At 71.8% G+C, this 19,823-nt stretch carries 17 protein-coding genes; 8 read left to right on the top strand and 9 right to left on the bottom strand.

The window, feature by feature from the left end; all coding sequences use genetic code 11:
- Positions 1–47 precede the first annotated feature (47 nt).
- Genes ACFYWX_RS31560 through ACFYWX_RS31550 form a run of 3 tightly spaced genes read right to left on the bottom strand, consistent with a single transcriptional unit; the run spans position 48 to position 2,994 of the window.
- Positions 48–1,118, bottom strand: coding sequence for a M14 family metallopeptidase (locus ACFYWX_RS31560; RefSeq protein WP_389427913.1), 1,071 nt, complete (start codon positions 1,116–1,118; stop codon positions 48–50).
- A gap of 2 nt (positions 1,119–1,120) precedes the next feature.
- On the bottom strand, positions 1,121–1,444 hold the full coding sequence (locus tag ACFYWX_RS31555; protein ID WP_389427911.1) for a hypothetical protein: 324 nt from the start codon (positions 1,442–1,444) through the stop codon (positions 1,121–1,123).
- Positions 1,444–2,994, bottom strand: coding sequence for a S8 family serine peptidase (locus tag ACFYWX_RS31550; protein ID WP_389427909.1), 1,551 nt, complete (start codon positions 2,992–2,994; stop codon positions 1,444–1,446). Before ACFYWX_RS31550 ends, ACFYWX_RS31555 begins: the two co-directional genes overlap by 1 nt.
- A 333-nt stretch (positions 2,995–3,327) precedes the next feature.
- On the opposite strand from ACFYWX_RS31550, the gene ACFYWX_RS31545 reads away from it, so the two are divergent.
- The 4 genes from ACFYWX_RS31545 to ACFYWX_RS31530 all read left to right on the top strand — a co-directional run bounded on the left by ACFYWX_RS31545 (position 3,328) and on the right by ACFYWX_RS31530 (position 8,989).
- On the top strand, positions 3,328–5,034 hold the full coding sequence (locus ACFYWX_RS31545; RefSeq protein WP_389427907.1) for an NAD-dependent malic enzyme: 1,707 nt from the start codon (positions 3,328–3,330) through the stop codon (positions 5,032–5,034).
- A 124-nt stretch (positions 5,035–5,158) separates the two neighbouring features.
- On the top strand, positions 5,159–6,202 hold the full coding sequence (locus ACFYWX_RS31540) for an AEC family transporter (protein ID WP_389427905.1): 1,044 nt from the start codon (positions 5,159–5,161) through the stop codon (positions 6,200–6,202).
- Positions 6,203–6,303: 101 nt separating this feature from the next.
- The gene (locus tag ACFYWX_RS31535; protein WP_389427903.1) at positions 6,304–8,022 is read left to right on the top strand and encodes an FUSC family protein; all 1,719 of its coding nucleotides are present in this window, start codon (positions 6,304–6,306) and stop codon (positions 8,020–8,022) included.
- A 70-nt stretch (positions 8,023–8,092) separates the two neighbouring features.
- The gene (locus ACFYWX_RS31530) at positions 8,093–8,989 is read left to right on the top strand and encodes a LysR substrate-binding domain-containing protein (protein WP_389427901.1); all 897 of its coding nucleotides are present in this window, start codon (positions 8,093–8,095) and stop codon (positions 8,987–8,989) included.
- Between the two features lie 57 nt (positions 8,990–9,046).
- Here ACFYWX_RS31530 and ACFYWX_RS31525 read toward each other — a convergent pair whose 3' ends face one another.
- Positions 9,047–9,337: a DUF6355 family natural product biosynthesis protein gene (locus ACFYWX_RS31525; protein ID WP_389427899.1), complete on the bottom strand. Its 291-nt coding sequence runs from the start codon at positions 9,335–9,337 to the stop codon at positions 9,047–9,049.
- 255 nt (positions 9,338–9,592) lie between these two features.
- Between ACFYWX_RS31525 and ACFYWX_RS31520 the strand changes: the two genes are divergently transcribed.
- Positions 9,593–10,543: an alpha/beta fold hydrolase gene (locus ACFYWX_RS31520; RefSeq protein ID WP_389427897.1), complete on the top strand. Its 951-nt coding sequence runs from the start codon at positions 9,593–9,595 to the stop codon at positions 10,541–10,543.
- A 79-nt stretch (positions 10,544–10,622) separates the two neighbouring features.
- On the opposite strand, the gene ACFYWX_RS31515 is transcribed toward ACFYWX_RS31520, so the two are convergent.
- The 3 genes from ACFYWX_RS31515 to ACFYWX_RS31505 are packed head-to-tail and all read right to left on the bottom strand — an operon-like array spanning position 10,623 to position 13,262.
- The gene (locus ACFYWX_RS31515) at positions 10,623–11,153 is read right to left on the bottom strand and encodes a cupin domain-containing protein (RefSeq protein ID WP_389427895.1); all 531 of its coding nucleotides are present in this window, start codon (positions 11,151–11,153) and stop codon (positions 10,623–10,625) included.
- Positions 11,146–12,261, bottom strand: coding sequence for a phosphotransferase family protein (locus ACFYWX_RS31510; RefSeq protein WP_389427893.1), 1,116 nt, complete (start codon positions 12,259–12,261; stop codon positions 11,146–11,148). Before ACFYWX_RS31510 ends, ACFYWX_RS31515 begins: the two co-directional genes overlap by 8 nt.
- Positions 12,261–13,262 carry a C-terminal binding protein gene (locus tag ACFYWX_RS31505; protein ID WP_389427891.1) on the bottom strand — a complete coding sequence of 334 codons (1,002 nt, stop codon included), beginning with the start codon at positions 13,260–13,262 and terminating at the stop codon, positions 12,261–12,263. Before ACFYWX_RS31505 ends, ACFYWX_RS31510 begins: the two co-directional genes overlap by 1 nt.
- A gap of 614 nt (positions 13,263–13,876) precedes the next feature.
- Here ACFYWX_RS31505 and ACFYWX_RS31500 point away from each other — a divergent pair.
- Positions 13,877–15,148 (top strand): MFS transporter, encoded by a 1,272-nt coding sequence (locus ACFYWX_RS31500; protein WP_389427889.1) that lies wholly within the window; start codon positions 13,877–13,879, stop codon positions 15,146–15,148.
- Positions 15,149–15,240: 92 nt separating this feature from the next.
- Here the strand turns inward: ACFYWX_RS31500 and ACFYWX_RS31495 are convergent, their stop codons facing one another.
- Positions 15,241–16,020, bottom strand: a complete 780-nt coding sequence (locus ACFYWX_RS31495) for a fumarylacetoacetate hydrolase family protein (RefSeq protein ID WP_389428101.1) — start codon at positions 16,018–16,020, stop codon at positions 15,241–15,243.
- 189 nt (positions 16,021–16,209) lie between these two features.
- Here ACFYWX_RS31495 and ACFYWX_RS31490 point away from each other — a divergent pair, with 189 nt between their 5' ends.
- The gene (locus ACFYWX_RS31490; RefSeq protein ID WP_389427887.1) at positions 16,210–17,262 is read left to right on the top strand and encodes a LacI family DNA-binding transcriptional regulator; all 1,053 of its coding nucleotides are present in this window, start codon (positions 16,210–16,212) and stop codon (positions 17,260–17,262) included.
- A gap of 116 nt (positions 17,263–17,378) precedes the next feature.
- Here the strand turns inward: ACFYWX_RS31490 and ACFYWX_RS31485 are convergent, their stop codons facing one another.
- Positions 17,379–18,035 (bottom strand): NADPH-dependent FMN reductase, encoded by a 657-nt coding sequence (locus tag ACFYWX_RS31485; protein ID WP_389427885.1) that lies wholly within the window; start codon positions 18,033–18,035, stop codon positions 17,379–17,381.
- A gap of 386 nt (positions 18,036–18,421) precedes the next feature.
- Between ACFYWX_RS31485 and eno the strand changes: the two genes are divergently transcribed.
- Positions 18,422–19,717, top strand: coding sequence for a phosphopyruvate hydratase (eno, locus tag ACFYWX_RS31480; RefSeq protein WP_389427883.1), 1,296 nt, complete (start codon positions 18,422–18,424; stop codon positions 19,715–19,717).
- The last annotated feature ends 106 nt before the right edge of the window (positions 19,718–19,823 follow it).

Here is a 19,823-nt window from a genome sequence, read left to right as displayed (position 1 = left end):
GCACCCTAGGCGGGAGCACTGACAATCACCGCCCGCCCAGGGCCACTTCAGGTGTGCGGGGCCTCGACGGCGAGCGCCAGCAGTCCCGCCGAGACCTCACGGATGACCTGTTCGGCCTCGCCGAACGCCGGCTGGAAGCTCGTACCGCACTCGATCGTGTAGCCGAACACCTTCGTGGCGGCCGGATCGGTGAAGTGCCTGCTGTACGCGTAGTCGTCGCTCGCCCCCGAGGTGGGGTACAGGCCGTACGCCGGCTCGGCCCCGTAGTCGACTCCGCGCACCGCGCGCACCGCGTCGCTCATCCGCTCCGCCAGCCCGACCGCGATCTTCAGGTCCTGTTCGGGGATGAACTCGCCGATGCCGTCGTCCTTGCGTCCCCGCACCCCGTCGAGCTCGGGGTTGCGGAAGTTGTCGGACGGGGTGGTGGTCTGGTTCTGGTCCGAGCCCCAGCTGTGCAGGATCACCGGAACCGCGCTGTGCACGTCGACCATGCATTGGATGCGCGGGTGGTTCTCGAGCGCCCACACCACGTTCTCCGTCTCGGGCTCCGACGCGGCGGCCGGCCCCCGGTAGGTCTGCTCGTCGCACGGGTCGACAGACGTGTGGACGTCGGCGTCGGGTGCGAACTTCGTGGTGAACTCCCAGAGGAAGTCGAAGTTGCGGTTCAGATCCACGCCCACGCACGACGGGCCGGTGTGTCCGGCGGGCGCCGGACGGCGGTTCTTGCGCCACATCGGGGATGCCGTCTGGCTGAAGGCCCGGCCGTCGGGGTTGACGCAGGGATAGAAGAACAGGTTGACGTTCTCCACCACTTGAGCGACCTGGGCCGCCGTGAACGACGACGAGCCGTAGCCGAGCCCGGTGCCCAGCTCGTGCGCCTCCAGCAGGTCCGCCGCCAGCGAGACCAGCGCGTCCGGCGGCACCCACTCCCGGGCGTGCACCCCGCCCAGCAGCAGGATCCCGTCCGCGTCGTCGGCCGCGCGGGTTCCGACCCGCAGCAGCCGTGCCGTGCGGCCCTCGTGGGTGGTGTGGGGCGGAGTGAGGATCTCCGTCGTCTCGGGGTGGGCACCGTGCAGACTGGTGATCGCCGATTCGATCTCGGCCACGTTGAGGTACATGGTCACTCCTTACGGCCGAGACCGTGCGGGACGGCGTCCCGGGCGGCGAACCGGTCGCCGCTGCCGACCTCTTCCCTGCGGGCGCGCCAGTTCTCGGTGACGTTCTCGACTTCGGTGATGTCGACCAGCGAGGCCGCTCTGGATCCTCGGGCCCGGTCGAGCCGGCCCTCGGGGAAGTAGAGGTCCAGCTCGACCCCGCCGGCCCGGCTGCCGCGTGCGACGGCGCGGCAGCCGAGGTCGGGCCCGGTCTCGGCGATGAACGCGCGCAGCGCGTCGGCGTCCTCGGCGACGACACGGCAGCGGTAGACCGCCGGTTCCTCGCTCATCACGGTGTCCCGTCGGCGAGCGCCACGGCGTTGGCCGCGTTCACCCGGCCGAAGCCGTAGTCGTCGTTGTGACCGTTGGCGTCGTAGACGACTCCCGGTCCGCCGATCTGGTCGGCCGACCCGTGCATCACCTCGCGCAGTCCGTCACGCGTGAGGCCGGGGTTCACCGACAGGGCCAGGGCGGCGCATCCGGCCGCGCAGGGCGCGGCGAAGCTGGTGCCGGTGCTCGTGCCGTAGCCGCCGCCGGACCTGGTGCTGAAGACGTCGACACCGGGAGCGATGAGCTCGACCTCCGGACCGCGGGCCGCGTTGTCCTCCAGGTCCCGGTTGTCCGACCGCACGACGGCGATCACGTCGGGGTGGGAGACGACCTCGTCCATCAGGATGTCGACGTTCCTGCCGTTGCTCGCCGCCCAGAAGATCGGCAGCCCCTTGCCCCCGCGGCCCTTCGTCGCGGCGAACTCCAGGGCGCGCTCCAGGGTGGAGGAGAGATCCCACTCCGCCCCGTTGGGGCCCAGGCTGCTGACGAGAATGTCGGCTCCGCTGTCGGGATCGCCGTCCCGCCGCTCCCTCGAAGGGTCGGCCGTGTAGGCCACCGCGCGGGCCAGCGTGACCTGGGTGCCGACCTGGTCGCCCAGGCACGCCACCAGCATCAGCTCGCTCTCGGGCGCCGCGCCGACACCGCCCTTGCCGTTGCCTAGCCGGGCACCGGCCATGCCCGCGCAGAACGTGCCGTGGTCGCTGTCGGGCATCCCCACGGTCTCCTGGGTGAAGGTCGTGCCCACCACGCCGTCGCTGTAGAAGCCCGACAGCGGGCCCACTCCGGCGGCGAGGTCCTCGTGCTGCGTGTCGAAGCCGTTGTCGATGACGGCGACCCGGATCCCGCGCCCGAGGGTGCGGTCCCACGCCGGTTCGATGTGCACATCGGCGCCCGGAGTGCCGCCGTCGGCACCGGAGTTGTGCCACTGCCACTGCTCGGTGAAGCGGGGATCGGTGGGACTGAACCGCGTGGGGACGTGCTCGATGAACGACGGTTCGGCGAAGACGAACCTGTCGTTGTCGTGCAGTTCGACGGAGGCTGCGAGGGCGTCCTCCGCCGCCCGGGCCCGCACTTCGTACAGGTTGTCGGCGAAAGTGAGTCGGGTGACGATCTCCAGACCGGCCGCCTCGAGTTCCCGTTCGGCCTGCTCCTCCGAGAGATCCGGCTGCAGTTGAACGCTCAACACGTCGGTCGCGATGCCGATACGGCCGTTGGGACGGCGGATGACCTTGCCGGTGGCCTCCGCCCCGGAGACCTCCCCGCCGGTGGCGAACGCCTCGCGGGTCTGTGGGTTCGGTTTGACGAAGACCCAGCGCGCGCGTTCGAACGCTTCGGTGGTCTCGTCGTCGACCCCGGCCTCCCGTATCTCGCTCCGCGCGCTCGTACCCAGTTCCGTCTCCGCGCCGGTGAGACCCGCTCGCTGAGCGTCCTCGCCCACCTTGACCGCGACGACATCATCGAGCTGTTCGGCCTCAACGAGATTGCCGCGCTGATAGTACTGACGTGCCATCGCACTCGCCTCTTCTCAATGGCGCGCGGGTGCTCCGGCCGGTGACGTCACGGCCCCGGAGCCCGCAGCCCGAGGAACAAACCCCCTCCCTGCCAGTCTCCTCGCACCCCAATCCCCCGGCAACTCCAGGCCAAACGCGCCGACGGACCGCTGCGTGCTTCATCACAACGACCCGACGGGTCGACTGTTCCTCACCGACAAAACCACACGTCAGAGGCCCGAATGCCTGGAGGTTATGCATCACGTAGGTATGAGGCATTGGACGCATGCATCGGTTATTTCGCAGGCTGGTGGATGTCCCTCCGTCCCCCAACCTTCAGGAGAAGCAGTCCTATGGGCACCGAGTGGAACGCCGTCGACGGTCGCATCCGGACCACCGTGCGCGGGCACACCGTGCTGAACAACCCGCGCCTGAACCGGGGCACCGCCTTCACCCGGCAGGAGCGACAGGACCTGGATCTGGTGGGCCTGGTGCCGCCGCAGGTGCTGACGCAGGACCAGCAGGCCGCCCGTGCCTACACGCAGTTCTGTTCGCAGCCGAACGACCTGGCCAAGAACGTCTATCTGACGGCTCTGCGCGACCGCAACGAGGTGCTCTTCCACCGGCTGCTCGGCGACCATCTCGCGGAGATGCTGCCGATCGTCTACACCCCCACCGTCGGCACCGCGATCGAGCGCTACAGCTACGAGTACCGCCGCCCCCGCGGCGTGTACCTCTCGGTCGACGCGCCCGAGGAGATCGAGCGCGCCCTGCGCGCGTCCGGTCTCGGCTCCGAGGACGTCGACCTGATCGTCGCGACCGACGGCGAGGCGATCCTCGGCATCGGCGACTGGGGGGTGGGCGGCATCGACATCGCGGTGGGCAAACTCGCCGTCTACACCGCCGCCGCGGGCGTGGACCCGGCCCGCACCCTGGCGGTGATGCTGGACGTCGGCACCAACCGGCAGGAGCTGCTGGAGGACCCGCTCTACCTGGGCAACCGGCATCCGCGTGTGGACCGGGAGACCTACGACGCCTTCGTCGACGCGTACGTCACCGCCGCCAGGAAGCTGTTCCCGGGCGCCCTGCTGCACTGGGAGGACTTCGGCCCGGCCAACGCCCGTCGCATCCTGGACCGGTACCGCGACCAGGCGCTCACCTTCAACGACGACATCCAGGGCACCGGAGCCGTCAACCTGGCCGCCGTGCTCTCCGGTGTGCGCGCCAGTGGAGTACCGCTGCGCGAGCACCGTGTCGTCATGTTCGGCGCCGGCACCGCGGGCATCGGGATCGCCGACCAGCTTCGGGACGCGATGGTCGCCGACGGGCTGTCGGCGCAGGAGGCCACCGACCGGGTCTGGGCCGTCGACCGGCACGGTCTGCTCACCGAGGACCAGAAGGACCTCCGCGACTTCCAGACGCACTACGCCCGTCGCACCGCCGAGGTCGCCGACTGGCGGCACGACGACTCCCTGGGCGGCATCCCGCTGGCCGAGGTCGTCGACCGGGTGCGCCCGACCGTGCTGATCGGTGCCTCGGGACAGGGCGGAGCCTTCACGGAGGAGATCGTCCGCGCCCTGGCCGCACACACCGAGCGCCCGATCGTCCTGCCGCTGTCCAACCCGACCAGGCTGGCCGAGGCGGTCCCGGCCGACCTGCTCGCCTGGACCGACGGCCGGGCCCTGATCGCCACCGGCAGCCCCTTCGACCCGGTGGAGGTCGACGGGGTCACCCACCACATCGGGCAGGCCAACAACGCCCTCGTCTTCCCCGGCCTGGGGCTGGGTGCCGTCGTCGCCCGGGCCACGCACATCACGGACGGCATGCTCGTCGCCGCGGCCCGCGCCGTCGCCGAACAGACCGACCCCACCGCGCCGGGCGCTCCCGTGCTGCCCCGGATCGACCGGCTGCGCGACACCTCCGCGGCGGTCGCCGTGGCCGTGGCCCGCGCCGCCGCCGAGGACGGCGTCGCCCGGGAGTCCGTCGACGACGACGTGGTCGAGGAGCGCGTCCGCGCGGCGATGTGGCAACCGGAGTACCGGCCGATCGAGGCCGTCTGACCGAACCCACCTCAGTCACCGAATCCGTACGACTCAACGACCGTAGCGCTGCGGCGCTCCGACGGACCGTCCCCTGGCCCCACGGTCGGTCGAGCCACCCCCACTTCGAAGGATTGACGCAGCCATGTCTTTCGCCGACATCTTCACCGTCGTGGTGCCGGTCTTCCTCATCATCGCGGTCGGCTACGGCACCGGCCGCCGCGCGCTCTTCGACGCCGGCGGGGCGCAGGCCCTGCGCGAGCTGACGATGCAACTCGCGCTCCCGGCCGCCCTGTTGCTCAGCATCTGGCAGACCCCGCGGGAGGTGCTGGTCGAGCAGCTGCCCCTGGTGGGCCTGCTCGCGTTCGGGCTGCTCGGCGTGTACGCCGTGCTGTTCGGCGTTCTGCGCCTCGCCGCGCGCCGGCCGCTGCGGCGGGCGGCCCTGTTCGCGCTGGCGTGCGTGCAGCCGCAGTACGCCTTCATGGGCACCTCCATCCTGGGCGGCCTGTTCGGCACCGCGGAGGCCGCCGTGCCGATCGCGGTCGCGGGCATCCTCGTGAACGTCGTCCTGGACCCGGTCGTGCTGATCCTGCTCGGCCTGCCGGAACGCCCGGTGTCCCGTCCGGACGCCGCCGCGGTACGGCAGCCGGCCCTGGCGACCGTCGGCGGTGGCGCGGAGGCGCCCTCGGCGGTCACCGCCGCGGCGAGCGCGCCCGCGGAGCATCGGCCCTCCGTGCTGAGCACCGTCGGACACGCCCTGCGCGAGCCGTTCTGCTGGGGCCCGGTGCTGGGCCTCGTCCTGTCCGTCGCCGGGGTGGGACTGCCGAAGGTCGCCGACGCCTCGCTGACCCTGCTCGCCGGTGCGTCCTCGGCCGCCGCCCTGCTGTACGTCGGCGTCTCGGTGGCCCGCATCGGCCGCCCGAAGCTGACCCCCGCGGTCTGGGCGGTCTCCCTCACCAGCGTCGTCGTCCTGCCGCTGCTCGTCTACGGTGTCGGCCTGGCCGTGGCCTCCGCGGCGGACGCCGCCCAGGCGGCGCTGATCGTCGCCTTCCCTGTCTCCCCCGTCCCGCTGATGTTCGCCGCCCGCCAGGGTGACCCGCACGACGTGGGGACCATAGGCTCCGCCGTCGTACTGAGCCTGCTCCTCTCCTTCGCGACCCTCCCGCTCCTCATCGGCCTGGTCGGCTGAGCCCGGCCTGGTCAAGGAGGCCCCGCCCGTTGGAGGATCCGCACGAGCAAGCGCCCCGCCGAGCACCCCTGCAACCCCTGCAAGCGAAAGGACGCGGCCGCATGACACCAGCAGCAGACGCGCGACCGGACCGTCCCGCACGCATGCCCCGCCTGCCCTGGCGACGCCTCCCGCTCGCCGCGGCGGCGCGGGGCGCGGTCGCCCTCGCGCTGCCGCTGCTCGTGGGGCAGCTCACCGGGTGGGTGGTGCCGTCCGTGATCGCGGCGATCGGCGCCCTGTGGGGCGTGAGCCAGGACGGTTCCGACCCCTACCGGGTGCGGGTACGGCGGCTGGGCCTGACCGGCCTCTCCAGTGCGCTCGGTCTGCTCGCCGGTGAACTCGCCCTGCGCAGCGGGCAGTCGGTAGCGGTGGCGGGGTGTCTGGTCGCCGCGGCGCTGGTCGCGGGGACGGTGGGTCTGCGCGGTCGGATCGCGTCCGTCGGGGGCATGCACCTGCTGCTCGGTGTCACGATCGGCACCGGCATCCCGGTGCCGGGGCCGTGGTGGCTGCCGCCGCTCGAGCTGCTCGCCGGGGTCGCCCTCGTCCTCGTCCTGTCCGCGGCCCCGTGGCTGTGGCGCCGGCATCACGTGGAGCGGGCCGCCGTGCTCGCCGTGTACCGGAGCGCGGCCGAGGCGCTGGCCGCGGCCGGATCCGAGGGCGCCGAGGAGACCCGGCTGCGGATGACGCTGGCCCTGAACCACGCCCACGAGGTGATGGCCGGCCACCTCGCGTCACGGGCCCGGTGGAAACGACAGCCGGAGGTGCGGGAGCTGGTCCGGGCGTTCCACTGTGCCGTACGGCTGGGTGAGGCCGTGACGGCGCTGGTGTGGGAGGCCCGTCCCCTGCCGTCCGCCGTGACCGGCGTGCCGCTGCGCCTGGCGGAGCGTCTGCTGCCGGAGCGGGACGCGGCTCCCGCCCCGCCCCGGCCGGCGCTCCCCGTCACCGACGCCGACTCGCCGGGCGGGCGGGCCCTGGCCGATCTGTGCGCGGCCGTCGACGAGGAGCCCGACGTCGACGACCTGACCCTGCGCCTGCCCGCGCGTTCGTGGCCCGGGCGGGCGGCGCGGCTGCGCTACACCGTCCTGTTGACGGGCTGCGTGCTCGCCGCCCACCTGCTCGCCGAGGGGCTGCACGGGCCGCGCGGCTACTGGCTGCCCATGACGGTCGCCTTCGTGTACAAGCCTGACTTCGGCCCGGTGTTCACCCGGGCGCTGCACCGCTGCGTCGGCACGGTCGTCGGTGTGGCCGCCATCGGGGCGGTGTCGCTGCTGACGAGCGGCACGTACACCGTCATCGCGGTGGTGGCGGTCTTCGGCGCCCTGATGGCCGTCGGTGTGCGCCACCACTACGCGCTCGCCACGCTGGGCCTGACCGCGGTGGTGTTCGTGCTCCTCGACCTGCTCGGCGACGAACGGCCGCTGCACGGCACGCGCATCCTCGACACCGCCCTCGCCTCGGCGCTGGTGCTGGTCGCGCACTTCGCGGTGTGGCCCGACTCCGCGGCGAGCCGGGCCGAGGCACAGACGGAGGCCGCCGTGGCCGCCGCCCGCCACTACCGCGACCTCGCCCCGGAGGCCGGCCCGATCCGGCGGCAGGCGCTGCGCCGTGCCGCGTACCACCAACTCGCCGAGGCCCGCCGCACCGTGACCCACGCCCGCGGCGAACCCGCCCGCCCCGGCCGGTCGCTGCCCGACTGGGAGGCCGCGATCACGGCGGCGGAGCGGCTGTGCGACCAGGTGACGGCGCAGGTGGTGGCGGGAGCGACGGCCGGTCGGTCGTAGCGGCGACCCGTGCAGACGCCTCCTGGACCCTCTCCGATCCATACGGGGAGGCGGCGGGGAGAATGGCCGCATGGACCTCCAGGTACTGCGCTCCTTCCAGTCCGTGGCCGAGGGAACCACGGTGACCGACGCCGCGGCGGACGCCCGTATCACGCAGCCCGCCCTGTCGCGGGCCCTGAACCGGCTCGAGGAGGAGGTCGGGGCGGAGCTCTTCCAGCGCGTCGGGCGCGTCCTGCGTCTCACCCCGGCCGGGCGGGTGTTCAAGGAGTACGTCGACTCCGTGCTCGACAGTTACGACCGGGGCCGGCGGGCCGTGGCCGAGGTGGTCGATCCCGACGCGGGTGTGGTGTCGGTTGCGTTTCTGCACACCCTGGGCACCTGGTTGCTGCCGAGGCTCGTGACCGACTTCCGGCGGACGTACCCGCAGGCCCGGTTCGAGTTGCACCAGGACGGTGAGATCGGGTTGGCCCGGCATCTCCTCGACGCCACCGCGGACCTGATCATCACGAGCAGCGAACCGGACGACCCTCTGATCACCTGGCGGCGGCTGCTGGTGGAGCCGCTGTGGCTGGCGGTCCCGGCCCGGCACCGGCTGGCCCGGCGCCGCCGGGTGCGCCTGGCGGAGGTGGCCGAGGAGCGGTTCATCCTGCTCAAGCCCGGATACGGGCTGCGCAGCATCACCGAGGCGCTGTGCCGCGAGGCCGGTTTCACTCCGTTCGTCGGCTTCGAGGGCGAGGAGGTGGAGACACTGCGCGGGCTGGTCGCCGCCGGTCTCGGCGTGTCCCTCATCCCGTCGACACCGGACACCGCGGCGACCTCCGACTTCCCGATCCGCTATCTGGAGATCACCGACGTGCGCAGTGCCCGGGACATCGGCATCGCCTGGCTGAGTTCGCGCGCCCTGCCGCCGGTCGCCCGGCGTTTCCTCGACCGGGCCCTGGAGTCGACCGCGGCGCCCGCGCCCTGACAGACGGCGGGCCCCGGACGTCGTGAGGTGGTCCGGGGCCGCCGTGGGGAGGGTCGGTCAGCAGGTGCGGTTGACGTAGTGGGCGCCCTGGATCTTGTCGGCCGAGCCCAGCCAGGTCTTGCCGGGGGCCACACATCGCTCGTAGTCGGAGCCCCAGGCGACCTCGACCTTGATGACGACCCGTGAGCCGTCGGAGGTGCAGTGGTTGTAGTAGGCGTCGGAACCGGTTTCGTAGAAGCCGCAGGGGTCGGCCGCCGCGGGGCTCGCGGTGGCCGTCATCGCGCCCAGTGAGCCGAGCACGAGAGCGGCGGAACCGAGGGCGTTGATCACCGTACGACGTACACGCAAGGGAAAACTCCTTGGCCAGTGGTGGGTTGAGAAGACCGTCCCAGAATCTCCCGCCCGGAGGCCGTACTTGATCGGCTGTCAGGTCGTTCACCCGAGGAATCGATTTGTCGCTACGCCGATGAGTTGATTTCGCACCGATGCGCAGCCGCCCGGCGTCCGGGCGTGGGAGAGGGCGAGGACGCGGCCGGAACTGCCGGGCGGGCTCCGGTCGAAGATCACGGTGTGTATACGCTGGTGCATATGGTTGAACACCGCATGGTTGATGTGAACGGGGTCCGGCTGCACATCGCGGAGGAGGGCGAGGGGCCTCTCGTCGTCCTGCTGCACGGCTTCCCCGAGTCATGGCACTCCTGGCGTCACCAGTTCGGCCCGCTGGCCGAGGCGGGCTTCCGGGTGGTCGCTCCCGACCAGCGCGGATACGGGCGCAGCGAGCATCCGGACGACGTGGCGGCGTACAGCATCCTCCACCTCGTGGGTGACGTCGTCGGGCTGATCCAGGCGCTGGGCGAGGAGAAGGCGTACGTCGTCGGGCACGACTGGGGCGCACCGGTCGCCTGGCACACCGCGCTGCTGCGGCCGGACGTGGTGCTCGGTGTGGCCGGCCTGAGCGTGCCGCCGCCCTTCCGGGGGACGGAGCCCCCGCTGGCCGCCATGGACGCGATGTTCGGCGGCCGCTTCTACTGGAACTACTTCAACCGGCCGGGCGTGGCCGACGCCGAGTTCGCCAAGGACACGCGCACCACCCTGCGGAAGTTCCTCTACTCGGCCTCCGGCGACGCTCCCGACGCAGGCCAGGGCAAGCAGCCGCTGATCGAACCGGGGCAGGGCTGGCTGGTGAGCATGCCGGACCCGGAGGTACTGCCGAAGTGGCTCACCGAGGACGACCTCGACGCGCTCACCGACAGCTTCGCCCAGGGTTTCACGGGGGCGCTCAACTGGTATCGCAACCTCGATCGCAACTGGGAACTCACCGCCCCCTGGCACGGCGCCGTCGTCAGCCCGCCCGCCCTGTACGTCTACGGCGACCTCGACCCCGTCCCGGCCTTCCCCGGCACGCCCGAACTCATCGCCGCCCTCCCCGGCCTGATGCCGAACCTGCGCCGGGCGCCGCTCAGGCTGGAGGGGTGCGGGCACTGGACGCAGCAGGAACGCCCCGACGAGGTGAACGCGGCTCTCATCGACTTCCTCACCGAGCTCAGGGGCTGAGCGAGCCCGCCGACTCCCCTCGTCGCGCCCTGAAGGCGCCGATGAGTGGGGCTGATCCGGGGCCCGGGGGCGGCCTCCGTCAGCGGTCGCGCTCCGCTCCGACCAGGACGAAGGCCACGGTGGCCGGGCGGGTGCCGTGGTTGCGCCAGCCGTGGCGGGTGCCGTTCTGGACGACGATGTCACCGGCGGACAGCGGGGTGAGGTGTCCGTCGTCGAGTTCGAGGACGACTTCCCCTTCGAGCACGATGCCGTAGTCCACCGTCGGCGTGGTGTGCATGCCGTCGGACTCCATGAGCTCCGCGAGCCCGGGGGAATCGGCCCGCTGCTCCCGGTCGAAGGCGACCGGGTCGAAGGCCGGGTCGCGCAACGCCGAGTCGGGCGGCATGGTCAGGACGACGAACCGCGTTCCGCCGGGCGCCGGCAGCAGGCTGGTGACCTTCGGCGTCGGGTCCTCTCCCCCGCGGCTGACGGGCTCCCCCGGTTCGGTGGCCCAGGGCAGGGCCGAGACCCAGCCCGGCAGGCTGGTGAACCGGCGGCTGCGGGGAACGGGGCCGTCGCTCACGACGACGGACCTGCCGTGCTCGTCATGGCCGGTGACGACTCTACGCACGGGTGCCTCCCGGGCCGCTCGGAGTGAGGTCGCTCTGCCCGTGCAGGCCTGACTCCCAGGCGTGCAGGACGCCCTCGACCGTCTCGGCGGGATCCCGCAGCAGGGCGGACGCCATGGTCCGTACGAACACCTTCGCGTGGTCGTCGGTGAGGTACTCCACCGGGGACTTGCCGTCCACCCGGGCCAGCAGCAGTGCCGGCAGGAGGGTCGCGGCCCGGGCCTCCAGGGCCGCCCCGGGCTCCCAGTCGACCTGGCGGACGTACGCCGCGGCCAGGGCGCGGGCCGCGCGCAGCAGGTCGGCGCGGTGTCCGGGCACCACCAGGGTCTTCAGCAGCAGGTGGTTGACGCAGAAGGCGAGGTCGAAGGCCGGGTCGCCGTACCAGGCGCACTCGGCGTCGAGGAGCACGGGTCCTGACGGGCCGACGAGGATGTTCTTGGGGCTGACGTCGCCGTGCACGAGGGTCAGGTGGGTGGCGGCCGTGCGGGCGGCGAGGTTCACAAGTGCCTCGCTCAGGCCGGGGTGGGCTTCCGCGGTGGCCAGCAGGTACGGCTCGATGCGCAGCGCGTGGAAGTTGTCGTCGCTGGCGAACCCGGCGGCGAGGGCGGCGTCGCCCGCGCTCGCCGCGTGCAGACTGCCGAGCACTTCTCCGACGGCCGCCGCGGTCGCCACGTCCACCTCACCCTCCAGCAGCCGCGCCTTCCACATCGGATACCGGTCCGGAGGCAGGTACGCCATGGCGAAGACGCCGGCTTCGGCGTCGTGGGCCAGCAGCCCCGGCACGCAGTCCGGCCGGTGCTGGGACGCGAACCGCATCCACGCCCATTCGTAGGCGTTGCGGGAGACGGGCGCCTGCCAGTCGGCGGCGACCCGCAGCCGGGCCAGGGCCCGTTTGACGCACAGGGAGCGGCCCGGCAGGTCCACCCGCCACAGGTCGGAGGAGACACCGCCGGCGAGTGGCGTCCAGTGGGCGGTCTCGCCGGGTTCGGCGAGGTCGTGGGCTTGCAGGAAGTCGGTCAGCGCGGTGTCGGGTGTGGCGTGGTCGACGTCGGCCGACGCGGTGTCGGGTGTGGCGTGGTCGAGGCCGGCCGGCGCGGGAGTCCGGCGCATCACCGGTCCCCCGCCCCGTCGGGCAGGCCCCGCGGGCTGTTGCAGGGGTGGGCGGGGGCCTCGCCCGCCAGGATCCGGACGACCTCCTCTGCGGCGCGGCGGCGCAGTTCCGTCACCGACGCGTCGGAGGAGAAGGCGACGTGCGGGGTGAGGAGGGCGCCCGGCTGGTCCAGCAGTCCGGCGGGGACGTGCGGCTCGGTCTCCAGGACGTCGAAGGCGGCCGCGTCCAGCTGCCCGGTGTCCAGCGCCTTGATCACCGCGTCGGTGTCCACCAAACCGCCCCGGCTGACGTTGACCAGCAGGCCGCCCGGACGCATCAGCGCCAGCTGCCCTGCCCCGATGACGTGGTGGGTGTCCGCAGTGAGCGGTACGTGGAGGATCACCACGTCGCTGGTGCGCAGCAGCTCCTCCAGGCCTGCCATCTCCACCCCGGGGGCGTCCTTGGGCGGGTGCGGGTCGTGGGCCAGGATCCGGCAGCCGAACGCGGCCAGCTTGCGCGCGGTGGCCCGCCCGATGCGCCCGTATCCGACGACACCGCAGGTCAGCGTTGACAGTCGGCGCAGCCTGGCGCTCGCCGGGTCCCATCGGCCCGCGCGGACCTCCCGGTCGAACACGGCCAGGCCTCGCGTCCAGGCCAGCACCATGCCGACGGCGTGGTCCGAGACCTCCTCCACGCAGTAGTCGGGGACGTTGGTGACCCACACGCCCCGCTCCGTGGCCGTGTCCACGGCGATGTTGTCCAGGCCGACGCCGAGTCGGGCCACGATCCGCAGGTGCGGCGGGGCCGCGACCGCGCTGCCGGACACGGGCGCCCAGCAGGTGAGGATCGCGTCGGGCCGGTGCTCGGCGACCAGTTCCTCGATGACCTCGGCGGAGGCGGGCTCGGCGGGGCCGGTCACCAGGGTGTGGCCCGCCGACTCGATGACCGCTCGCTCGACGGCGTCGTCGGGCCAGGCGTGGTCGGTGAGCAGCACGGTGCCCGGGCGGCTCGGTGTTTTCATGGCAGGTCGTCCTCGCTAAGTCGTGCGGCCCGCAGGGGGACGCCGGGCGTCCCGCCCGGTCACATCCGGTCAGCGGGTCGGAGGGGGAGCGCTGGGCTCGGTCGGTGTCTCGGGCACTCGCCCACTCGTGGTCGGCGGAGCGCCACAGTACGCCCTGGTCCTGTGTTCACAGGGGGCAGGCATGTCGAATCAGTGTCACAGCCACATTGATGCTAACGATAGCACTCGGCGTCTTCGAGACGTCAAGAGCCGGGCGTGCGACGAGGGCCGCCGAAGAAATCCGATGTACGCATCTTGACGCGCCGGTGAGTTCCCCTCATGGTTTTGGCCAGCCCCTGACCGTGCGGCCGACAAGGGTGTCCGCACGCGGCCCGGCTGTCGGAGACGCCATAGCCACGGACGTCCACGACGGGCGAATCACGGCTGGAATTCCGCACGCGGTATTCGACCGCGCGGCAGCCTGCGCCCGCCCTCCCTTCTCACGTGTTCGGCGACATCACCGGTCGCCGTACCGAGTCCGTGTTCTGCTCACCGCTTCTCGCCATCGCCCCGTACATCCGCGTACGGCGCATGCGTCCGCCGCGGTCCGCCGCGGCCATTTCCCAGGAGCCGCCATGAATCACGCAGTGCAAGTCGACGCCGGCGCAGTGCCCGCCCGGGAGACGACGGACAGCGGTCCGGTGCCGCTCTCCCGTCTCATGATCGGGGCGGGGTTCCTGCTGGTGGTCCTCTCCTACATGGTCAACGCGATGGACCGTCAGGTCTTTCCGCCGCTGCTGCCCAACGTCCGTGCGGAGTACGGGTTCTCCCTGGAGGAGGGCGGGCTGCTGGCGACGAACTTCACGCTGGGCATGGCCCTGGCCGGTCTGCCCGCGGGCTACCTCCTGGACCGCTTCCGCCGCAAGACGGTGCTGCTGGTCAGCATCGTGATCTACTCCCTGGGCACGATGGCGACACCGCTGGCGACCGGCTTCGCCGACATGACGGCGTACCGGGTCGTCTCCGGCTTCGGGGAGGGCATGCAGTCCGCAGCCATCTTCGCGGCGATCGGCGCCTTCTTCGTCCACCGGCGCGGTCTCGCCTTCGGCGTCATCGGCCTGGGCTACTCCGTGGGCGTGTTCGTCGCGCCGCTCATCGGTGTCCGGCTGATGAGCCTGCACGGCACCTGGCACGCGCCGTTCTACCTGTTCGGCACGGCCGGCCTGCTGATCGCCACCGCCTCCCTGTTCCTGGTGAGCACCGCTCTGACCGAGCGCTCCGTCGACCACGTCGTCTCGACCAGGACGTACGAGTACATGCCGGTCTCCCCCTACAACCGCAACTCCGTCGCGCTCGCCGTCCACTCGGTCGTCAGCGGTGTGGCGATCTACGGGTTCCTCGGCCTCTATCCGACGTTCCTCATCAGCTCGCTGCACTACACCGCCGAGCAGGCCGCGCTGGCCATGAGCTTCCTCGGTTTCGGCGGGATGCTGGGCGTGGTCGGCGGCTGGCTCGGCGACCGCGTGAACCAGCGCAACCTGCTGGTCGTGAGCCTGCTGGCCACCTCCGCCGTCGGCGCGTGCGTCTACACGTCGCACGCCGGGGTCGGCGCGCAGTGCGCGCTCGCCTTCCTCATGGGGGCCTTCGGACTGGGCCTCCTCTACCCCAACACCAACAGCGCGATGCAGCGGGCCGTACGCCCCGAGCAGATCGGACGCGCCTCCGGGCTCTTCGTCACCAGCTACTACGGGACGGCGGCGTTCTCCGGGCTGATCTTCGCCGCTCTGGTCGACTCCTTCGGCTGGAGCCGGGCCGGACTCCTGCAGGTCACGTTCCTGCCGCTGGTGGGCGTTCTCGCCCTGGCCTTCGTCCGCACCTCGCAGTTCAACAACGCGGTCCGCGGCTGACGGCCGGCGGCACACCACAGGGGCCTGCCCACCGCTCGTCGGTGGGCAGGCCCCTGGGCGTGGGTGGCGGGACGGGCATCCGGTCCCTGATGTCAGACCTGCTCGGCCACGACCGGGTTGCGGAGCACGCCGATGCCCTCGATCTCGACCTCGACCTCGTCTCCGGGACGGATCGGGCCGACGCCAGCGGGTGTTCCGGTCATGATCGCGTCGCCGGGGAGGAGCGTGAGGTGACGGCTGAGGTAACTGACGATGCCGGGAACGTCGAGCAGCAGGTCGGCGGTGCTCGCCGACTGCACGACCGTGCCGTTCAGCCGGGTCGTCAGCGACAGCCCGGACGGGTCGAGGCCCGTCGCGACGACCGGCCCCAGAGGGGCGAAGGTGTCCTGCCCCTTGCCGATCAGAAGCGTCCCGAACGCACTCTCCTTGCGCTGCACGATGCGGTCGCTGACATCGTTCCCGCAGGTGTAGCCGAGGATGTACTCATGCGCCTCGGCGGGCTTCACATGCCGGGCCCGCTTTCCGATGACGACGACCAACTCACCCTCGAAATGGATGAGTTCACCGGCAGCCGGATAGACCACCGCCTCACCGGAACCGATCACCGCCGTACTGGGCTTCATGAAACACACGGGAACTTCCGGGACCTCACGGTCGGTCTCGTCGATGTGCGAGGCGTAGTTGTACGCGAATCCGAAGACCCGGGGCCGATCGAGCGGCGCGAGAACGGTCACGCGGTCGACTTCGTCGGTACGGCCCGTGGGAGACAGTCCGGTAAAGGGGTCACCCTCGCATCGCGCGATTTCGGTGCCGCCGGATTTCCAATCTCCGTAATAGCACTCACCGCCGAGGGAATATCTGACGATCCGCACGGAAAAACCTCCGCAACTAGGCAGCCGCGGACGGCTGCACGGCCCAGACAGCAGTGCTAACGTTAGCATGGACGCCGCGGAATCACCCCGGCGACTCGACCTCTCCGACCACGCAGCGCGACGGCAGTGCTATCGTTGGCACACGGAACGTAACGGTGCGGGATCTGTCTTCCGAAGGGGCTCCACCACGTGATCACCACCAGGGATATCGCCGAACGCCTGGGAATCTCGGTGTCGACGGTCGGCCGGGCTCTGGCCGACGACACGAGGATCAGCGAGGAGACCAAGTTCCGGGTCCGTCAGGCGGCTTCGGAGATGGGGTACGTCGGCAACCGTGCGGCGCGGATGATGCGGGGCGCGTCCAGCAACGTCGTCGGGCTGGTGATCCCGGACATCCGCAACAGCTTCTACTCGACCATCGCGCACGAGCTGTCCAAGAACATGGAGGCCCAGGGCTTCCAGCTGATGCTCTCCGAGACCGACGACGACCGGACGGTGGAGCTGCGCCATCTGCGGGAGCTGTCCGCGAACCGGGTGGCCGGCGTCATCATCGTCCCGACCGCGCGTCCGCACGGGGACTCCGTCAAGCTCCTGCGGGCGGTTCCGCACCTGCAACTCCTGCGCCGCCATCCGTCACTGGGCTCACAGTGGTTCGGCGTGGACGACCACGAGGCGCTGCGCCGGGCCACGGCCCATCTGGTCGCACAGGGCCACACACGCATCGGCTATCTGGGCGGTCCCGTCGAACTGCCCACGGGCGCGGAGCGTCTGCGGGGCTTCCGCGCCGCCCTGCAGGAGGGCGGCCTGCCGGACGAGGCCGGGCTCGTCGAGCTGGGGCCGCCGTCATCCACCGAGCACAGCCGCCAGGCGGTGCGCCGGCTCCTCGATGCCCCCTCTCCGCCCACCGCTCTCGTCCTCGGGTCGGTCCAGCACACCCTGGGCGTACTGGAGGAGGTGGCCCGGCTCGGTGCCAAGGTGCCCGGCGAGCTGTCCGTGGTGGGGTTCGGCGACGAGCCCGGGTTCTCCTGGTGGGGTCCGGGGCTCACCACCGTCGGCCTGCCGGTCCAGGAGATGGCGACCGGGTGCGCGCTGTGGCTGATGCGGCGCCTGCGGACGCAGCCCGAGAACGACGGCCCGTACACCTCGGTGTCCCCCGGTTCCCTGATCGAACGGGGCAGCACGGCGCCGCCCGGGGGCAGGCAGCGGACTCGCCGAGGTGGTTCTTCGTCCGGCGGTGAATGAGGGCGCTCACGGCGTCGGCACAGGTGGGGAACCCTGAGCGAGGGCCCCGCCCGCTGCCGTGCAAACCCGAGCGCCTCGGCCGTGCCACACCGCCCAGCGGGCATCCGCCGCGCAGTTCAGCGCCCGGTTCCGGCCGCCCCGGCCACCCCGGCCACCCCGGTCGCCCCGGCCGCCCCGGCCGCCCCGGTCGCCCCGGTCGCCGAAGCGTCGACACGCAGCTCGCGCATGGCGCCGGCGACGCGATGGAGCTCTTCGAGCATGTGGTCGGCGGCGGTGCCGTGTATCCCGTCGGCCCGGAAGACGCCGTCCTCGACCAGCCCGTTGATGAACGGAATGCTCACCGTCGGTCCCACCGGCAGCATCCTCAGGTTCGCGACGACCAGCTTGGCCATCTGCACGGCCCTGGTCCCGGCCGAGACACCGCCGTAGCTCACGAAGCCCGCGGGCTTGTGCTGCCACTCCACGGCCAGGTAGTCCCACGCGTTCTTCAAGGGCGCCGGGAACGAGCCGTTGTACTCGGGTGTCACGAAGACGAAGGCGTCCGAGGCGTCGACGATCGCGCTCCATTCCCGCGTGTGGCGCTGCGTGTACCGGCGCAGGACCGGCGGGTGCGGCTCGTCGAGGAAGGGCAGCGCCAGTTCCGCGAGGTCCACGGTACGTACGTCGAACAGGTCGGCCTGCGCGGCCCGCCCGGTGAACCAGTCCGCGACGGACCGGCCCACGCGACCGGGGCGGGTGCTCGCCACGACGGTGGTGAGGGTCATGCGTGTCATGCCAGGTCCTGCCTTCCGCTGCTGACCGGTGCCGCTCTCAACCGGTGGGCCGGCTCCGCGCGTGCTGTCCGTCCGCACGGGGCGCGGCCCACCGGGGCGCTGTCAGGCCTCATCGCCCACCAGCTGGTGCTAACGATAGCACTCCACTTGACGCAACCCAGACACGCTCCACCCTTGACAGCACTCGCCCCGCCTCCTCACCATTGCGCTATCGATAGCACCGCCGAGGACGCGGCGGTGCAGGAGTCGGGCGGCACTCGCCGCTTCCTGCCGCACTCACCCCCGCGGCCGCCCTCGCAGCGCCCACTGCCCGAGCCGCCTCGCCCGGCCGCCGGCAGGGCGGCGACCCCGCTCCGCTCACCTCGTACGTCGAAAGGTCGTACCCCATGACAGACACGCGCATCAGCAGACTGCACGGCCGCCGGGTGTGGGACTCACGCGGTCGGCCGACCGTGGAGGTCGAGGCCCATCTGGAAGGCGGGGCGGTCGGACGGGCCATCGCTCCGGCCGGTGCCTCGACCGGACAGGGCGAGGCCCTCGACCTGCGGGACGGCGGCAGCAGGTTCGGTGGGTTCGACGTGCACCGGGCGGTGGGCGCCGTCAACCACGAGATCGCCCCCGCCCTGACGGGGCGGGACGCCGCCGACCAGGAGGCGGTCGACCGACTGCTGGTGCACCTCGACGGGACCGCCGACCGCAGCCGCCTGGGCGGCAACGCCCTCGTGGCCACCTCCATGGCCGTCCTGCACGCGGCGGCCGCCGCGGCGGACACACCGCTGTGGCTCCATCTGGCGGGCGACCGCCCGGTCCGCATCCCCGTACCGGAGATCCAGATCTTCGGCGGCGGCGCCCACGCGGACCGGCGCGTCGACGTCCAGGACTTCATGGTGGTCTGCCCCGCCGCACGGAGCTTCGCCGAAGCCCTGGACTGGACCGCGGAGATCTACCGGTCCGCCGGAAGCCTGATGCGCGGGAAGGGGAAGACCTCTGGCGTGGCCGACGAAGGCGGCTACTGGCCGGCGTTCGACTCCAACGAGGAGGCCCTGGAGACGCTGACCCTCGCCATCGAGGGGGCGGGCTTCGCCCCCGGCACCCAGGTCGGCATCTCCCTGGACGTCGCGGCCTCGCAGTTCGGCAGGGCGGGAACGTACCGGCTGGCCCTGGACGACCGCGCCCTGGACACCGGGGAGCTCGTCGAGATGCTCGGCAAGTGGATCGAGCGCTACCCGATCCTGTCCGTCGAGGACCCCGTCGGCGAGGACGACCACGCGGGCATGGTCGAGTTCACCCGGCGCCACGGCGACCGCTGCCAGGTGATCGGCGACGACTTCCTGGTGACGAACGCGGGGCGGGTGGCAGCGGCGGCGGCCGACGGGGCGGCCAACGCAGTGCTCGTCAAGCCCAACCAGGCCGGCACGGTCACGGAGGCCCACGCGGCGCTGAGGGCAGGGAAGGAAGCCGGCTTCGGCACCATCGTCTCGGCGCGGTCCGGGGAGACCGAGGACGTCACCGTCGCCCATCTCAGCGTCGGCTGGGACGCCGGCCAGCTCAAGGTGGGGTCTTTCACCCGCTCCGAACGCATGGCCAAATGGAACGAGGTCCTCCGCATCGAGGAGGCTCTGGGCGCGTCCGCCGAGTTCAGCGGCTGGTCCGCCTTCCCCTTCGCCGCGCCCAAGCCCTGATCCCGCTCCCAGCCCTCCCCCGCCTCCCTCTCCCAGCCCTCTCCCCTTCCCGCCTTCCTGTCCCCGCCTCCCTCGCCCCTTCTCCCGAACCGGAGACCCGCATGCT

The organism is Streptomyces sp. NPDC002888 (genome assembly GCF_042888465.1).
GTDB lineage: Bacteria > Actinomycetota > Actinomycetes > Streptomycetales > Streptomycetaceae > Streptomyces.
This window is presented reverse-complemented; position numbering and strand designations above follow the sequence as displayed.

Bases quoted from the DNA above. Each gene is read 5' to 3' on its own strand.
- ACFYWX_RS31560 (WP_389427913.1), bottom strand. From the start codon at position 1,118: ATGTACCTCAACGTGGCCGAGATCGAATCGGCGATCACCAGTCTGCAC.
- ACFYWX_RS31550 (WP_389427909.1), bottom strand. From the start codon at position 2,994: ATGGCACGTCAGTACTATCAGCGCGGCAATCTCGTTGAGGCCGAACAG.
- ACFYWX_RS31500 (WP_389427889.1), top strand. From the start codon at position 13,877: ATGAATCACGCAGTGCAAGTCGACGCCGGCGCAGTGCCCGCCCGGGAG.
- ACFYWX_RS31535 (WP_389427903.1), top strand. From the start codon at position 6,304: ATGACACCAGCAGCAGACGCGCGACCGGACCGTCCCGCACGCATGCCC.
- eno (WP_389427883.1), top strand. From the start codon at position 18,422: ATGACAGACACGCGCATCAGCAGACTGCACGGCCGCCGGGTGTGGGAC.
- ACFYWX_RS31555 (WP_389427911.1), bottom strand. From the start codon at position 1,444: ATGAGCGAGGAACCGGCGGTCTACCGCTGCCGTGTCGTCGCCGAGGAC.
- ACFYWX_RS31485 (WP_389427885.1), bottom strand. From the start codon at position 18,035: ATGACACGCATGACCCTCACCACCGTCGTGGCGAGCACCCGCCCCGGT.
- ACFYWX_RS31505 (WP_389427891.1), bottom strand. From the start codon at position 13,262: ATGAAAACACCGAGCCGCCCGGGCACCGTGCTGCTCACCGACCACGCC.
- ACFYWX_RS31540 (WP_389427905.1), top strand. From the start codon at position 5,159: ATGTCTTTCGCCGACATCTTCACCGTCGTGGTGCCGGTCTTCCTCATC.
- ACFYWX_RS31530 (WP_389427901.1), top strand. From the start codon at position 8,093: ATGGACCTCCAGGTACTGCGCTCCTTCCAGTCCGTGGCCGAGGGAACC.
- ACFYWX_RS31520 (WP_389427897.1), top strand. From the start codon at position 9,593: ATGGTTGATGTGAACGGGGTCCGGCTGCACATCGCGGAGGAGGGCGAG.
- ACFYWX_RS31510 (WP_389427893.1), bottom strand. From the start codon at position 12,261: ATGCGCCGGACTCCCGCGCCGGCCGGCCTCGACCACGCCACACCCGAC.
- ACFYWX_RS31545 (WP_389427907.1), top strand. From the start codon at position 3,328: ATGGGCACCGAGTGGAACGCCGTCGACGGTCGCATCCGGACCACCGTG.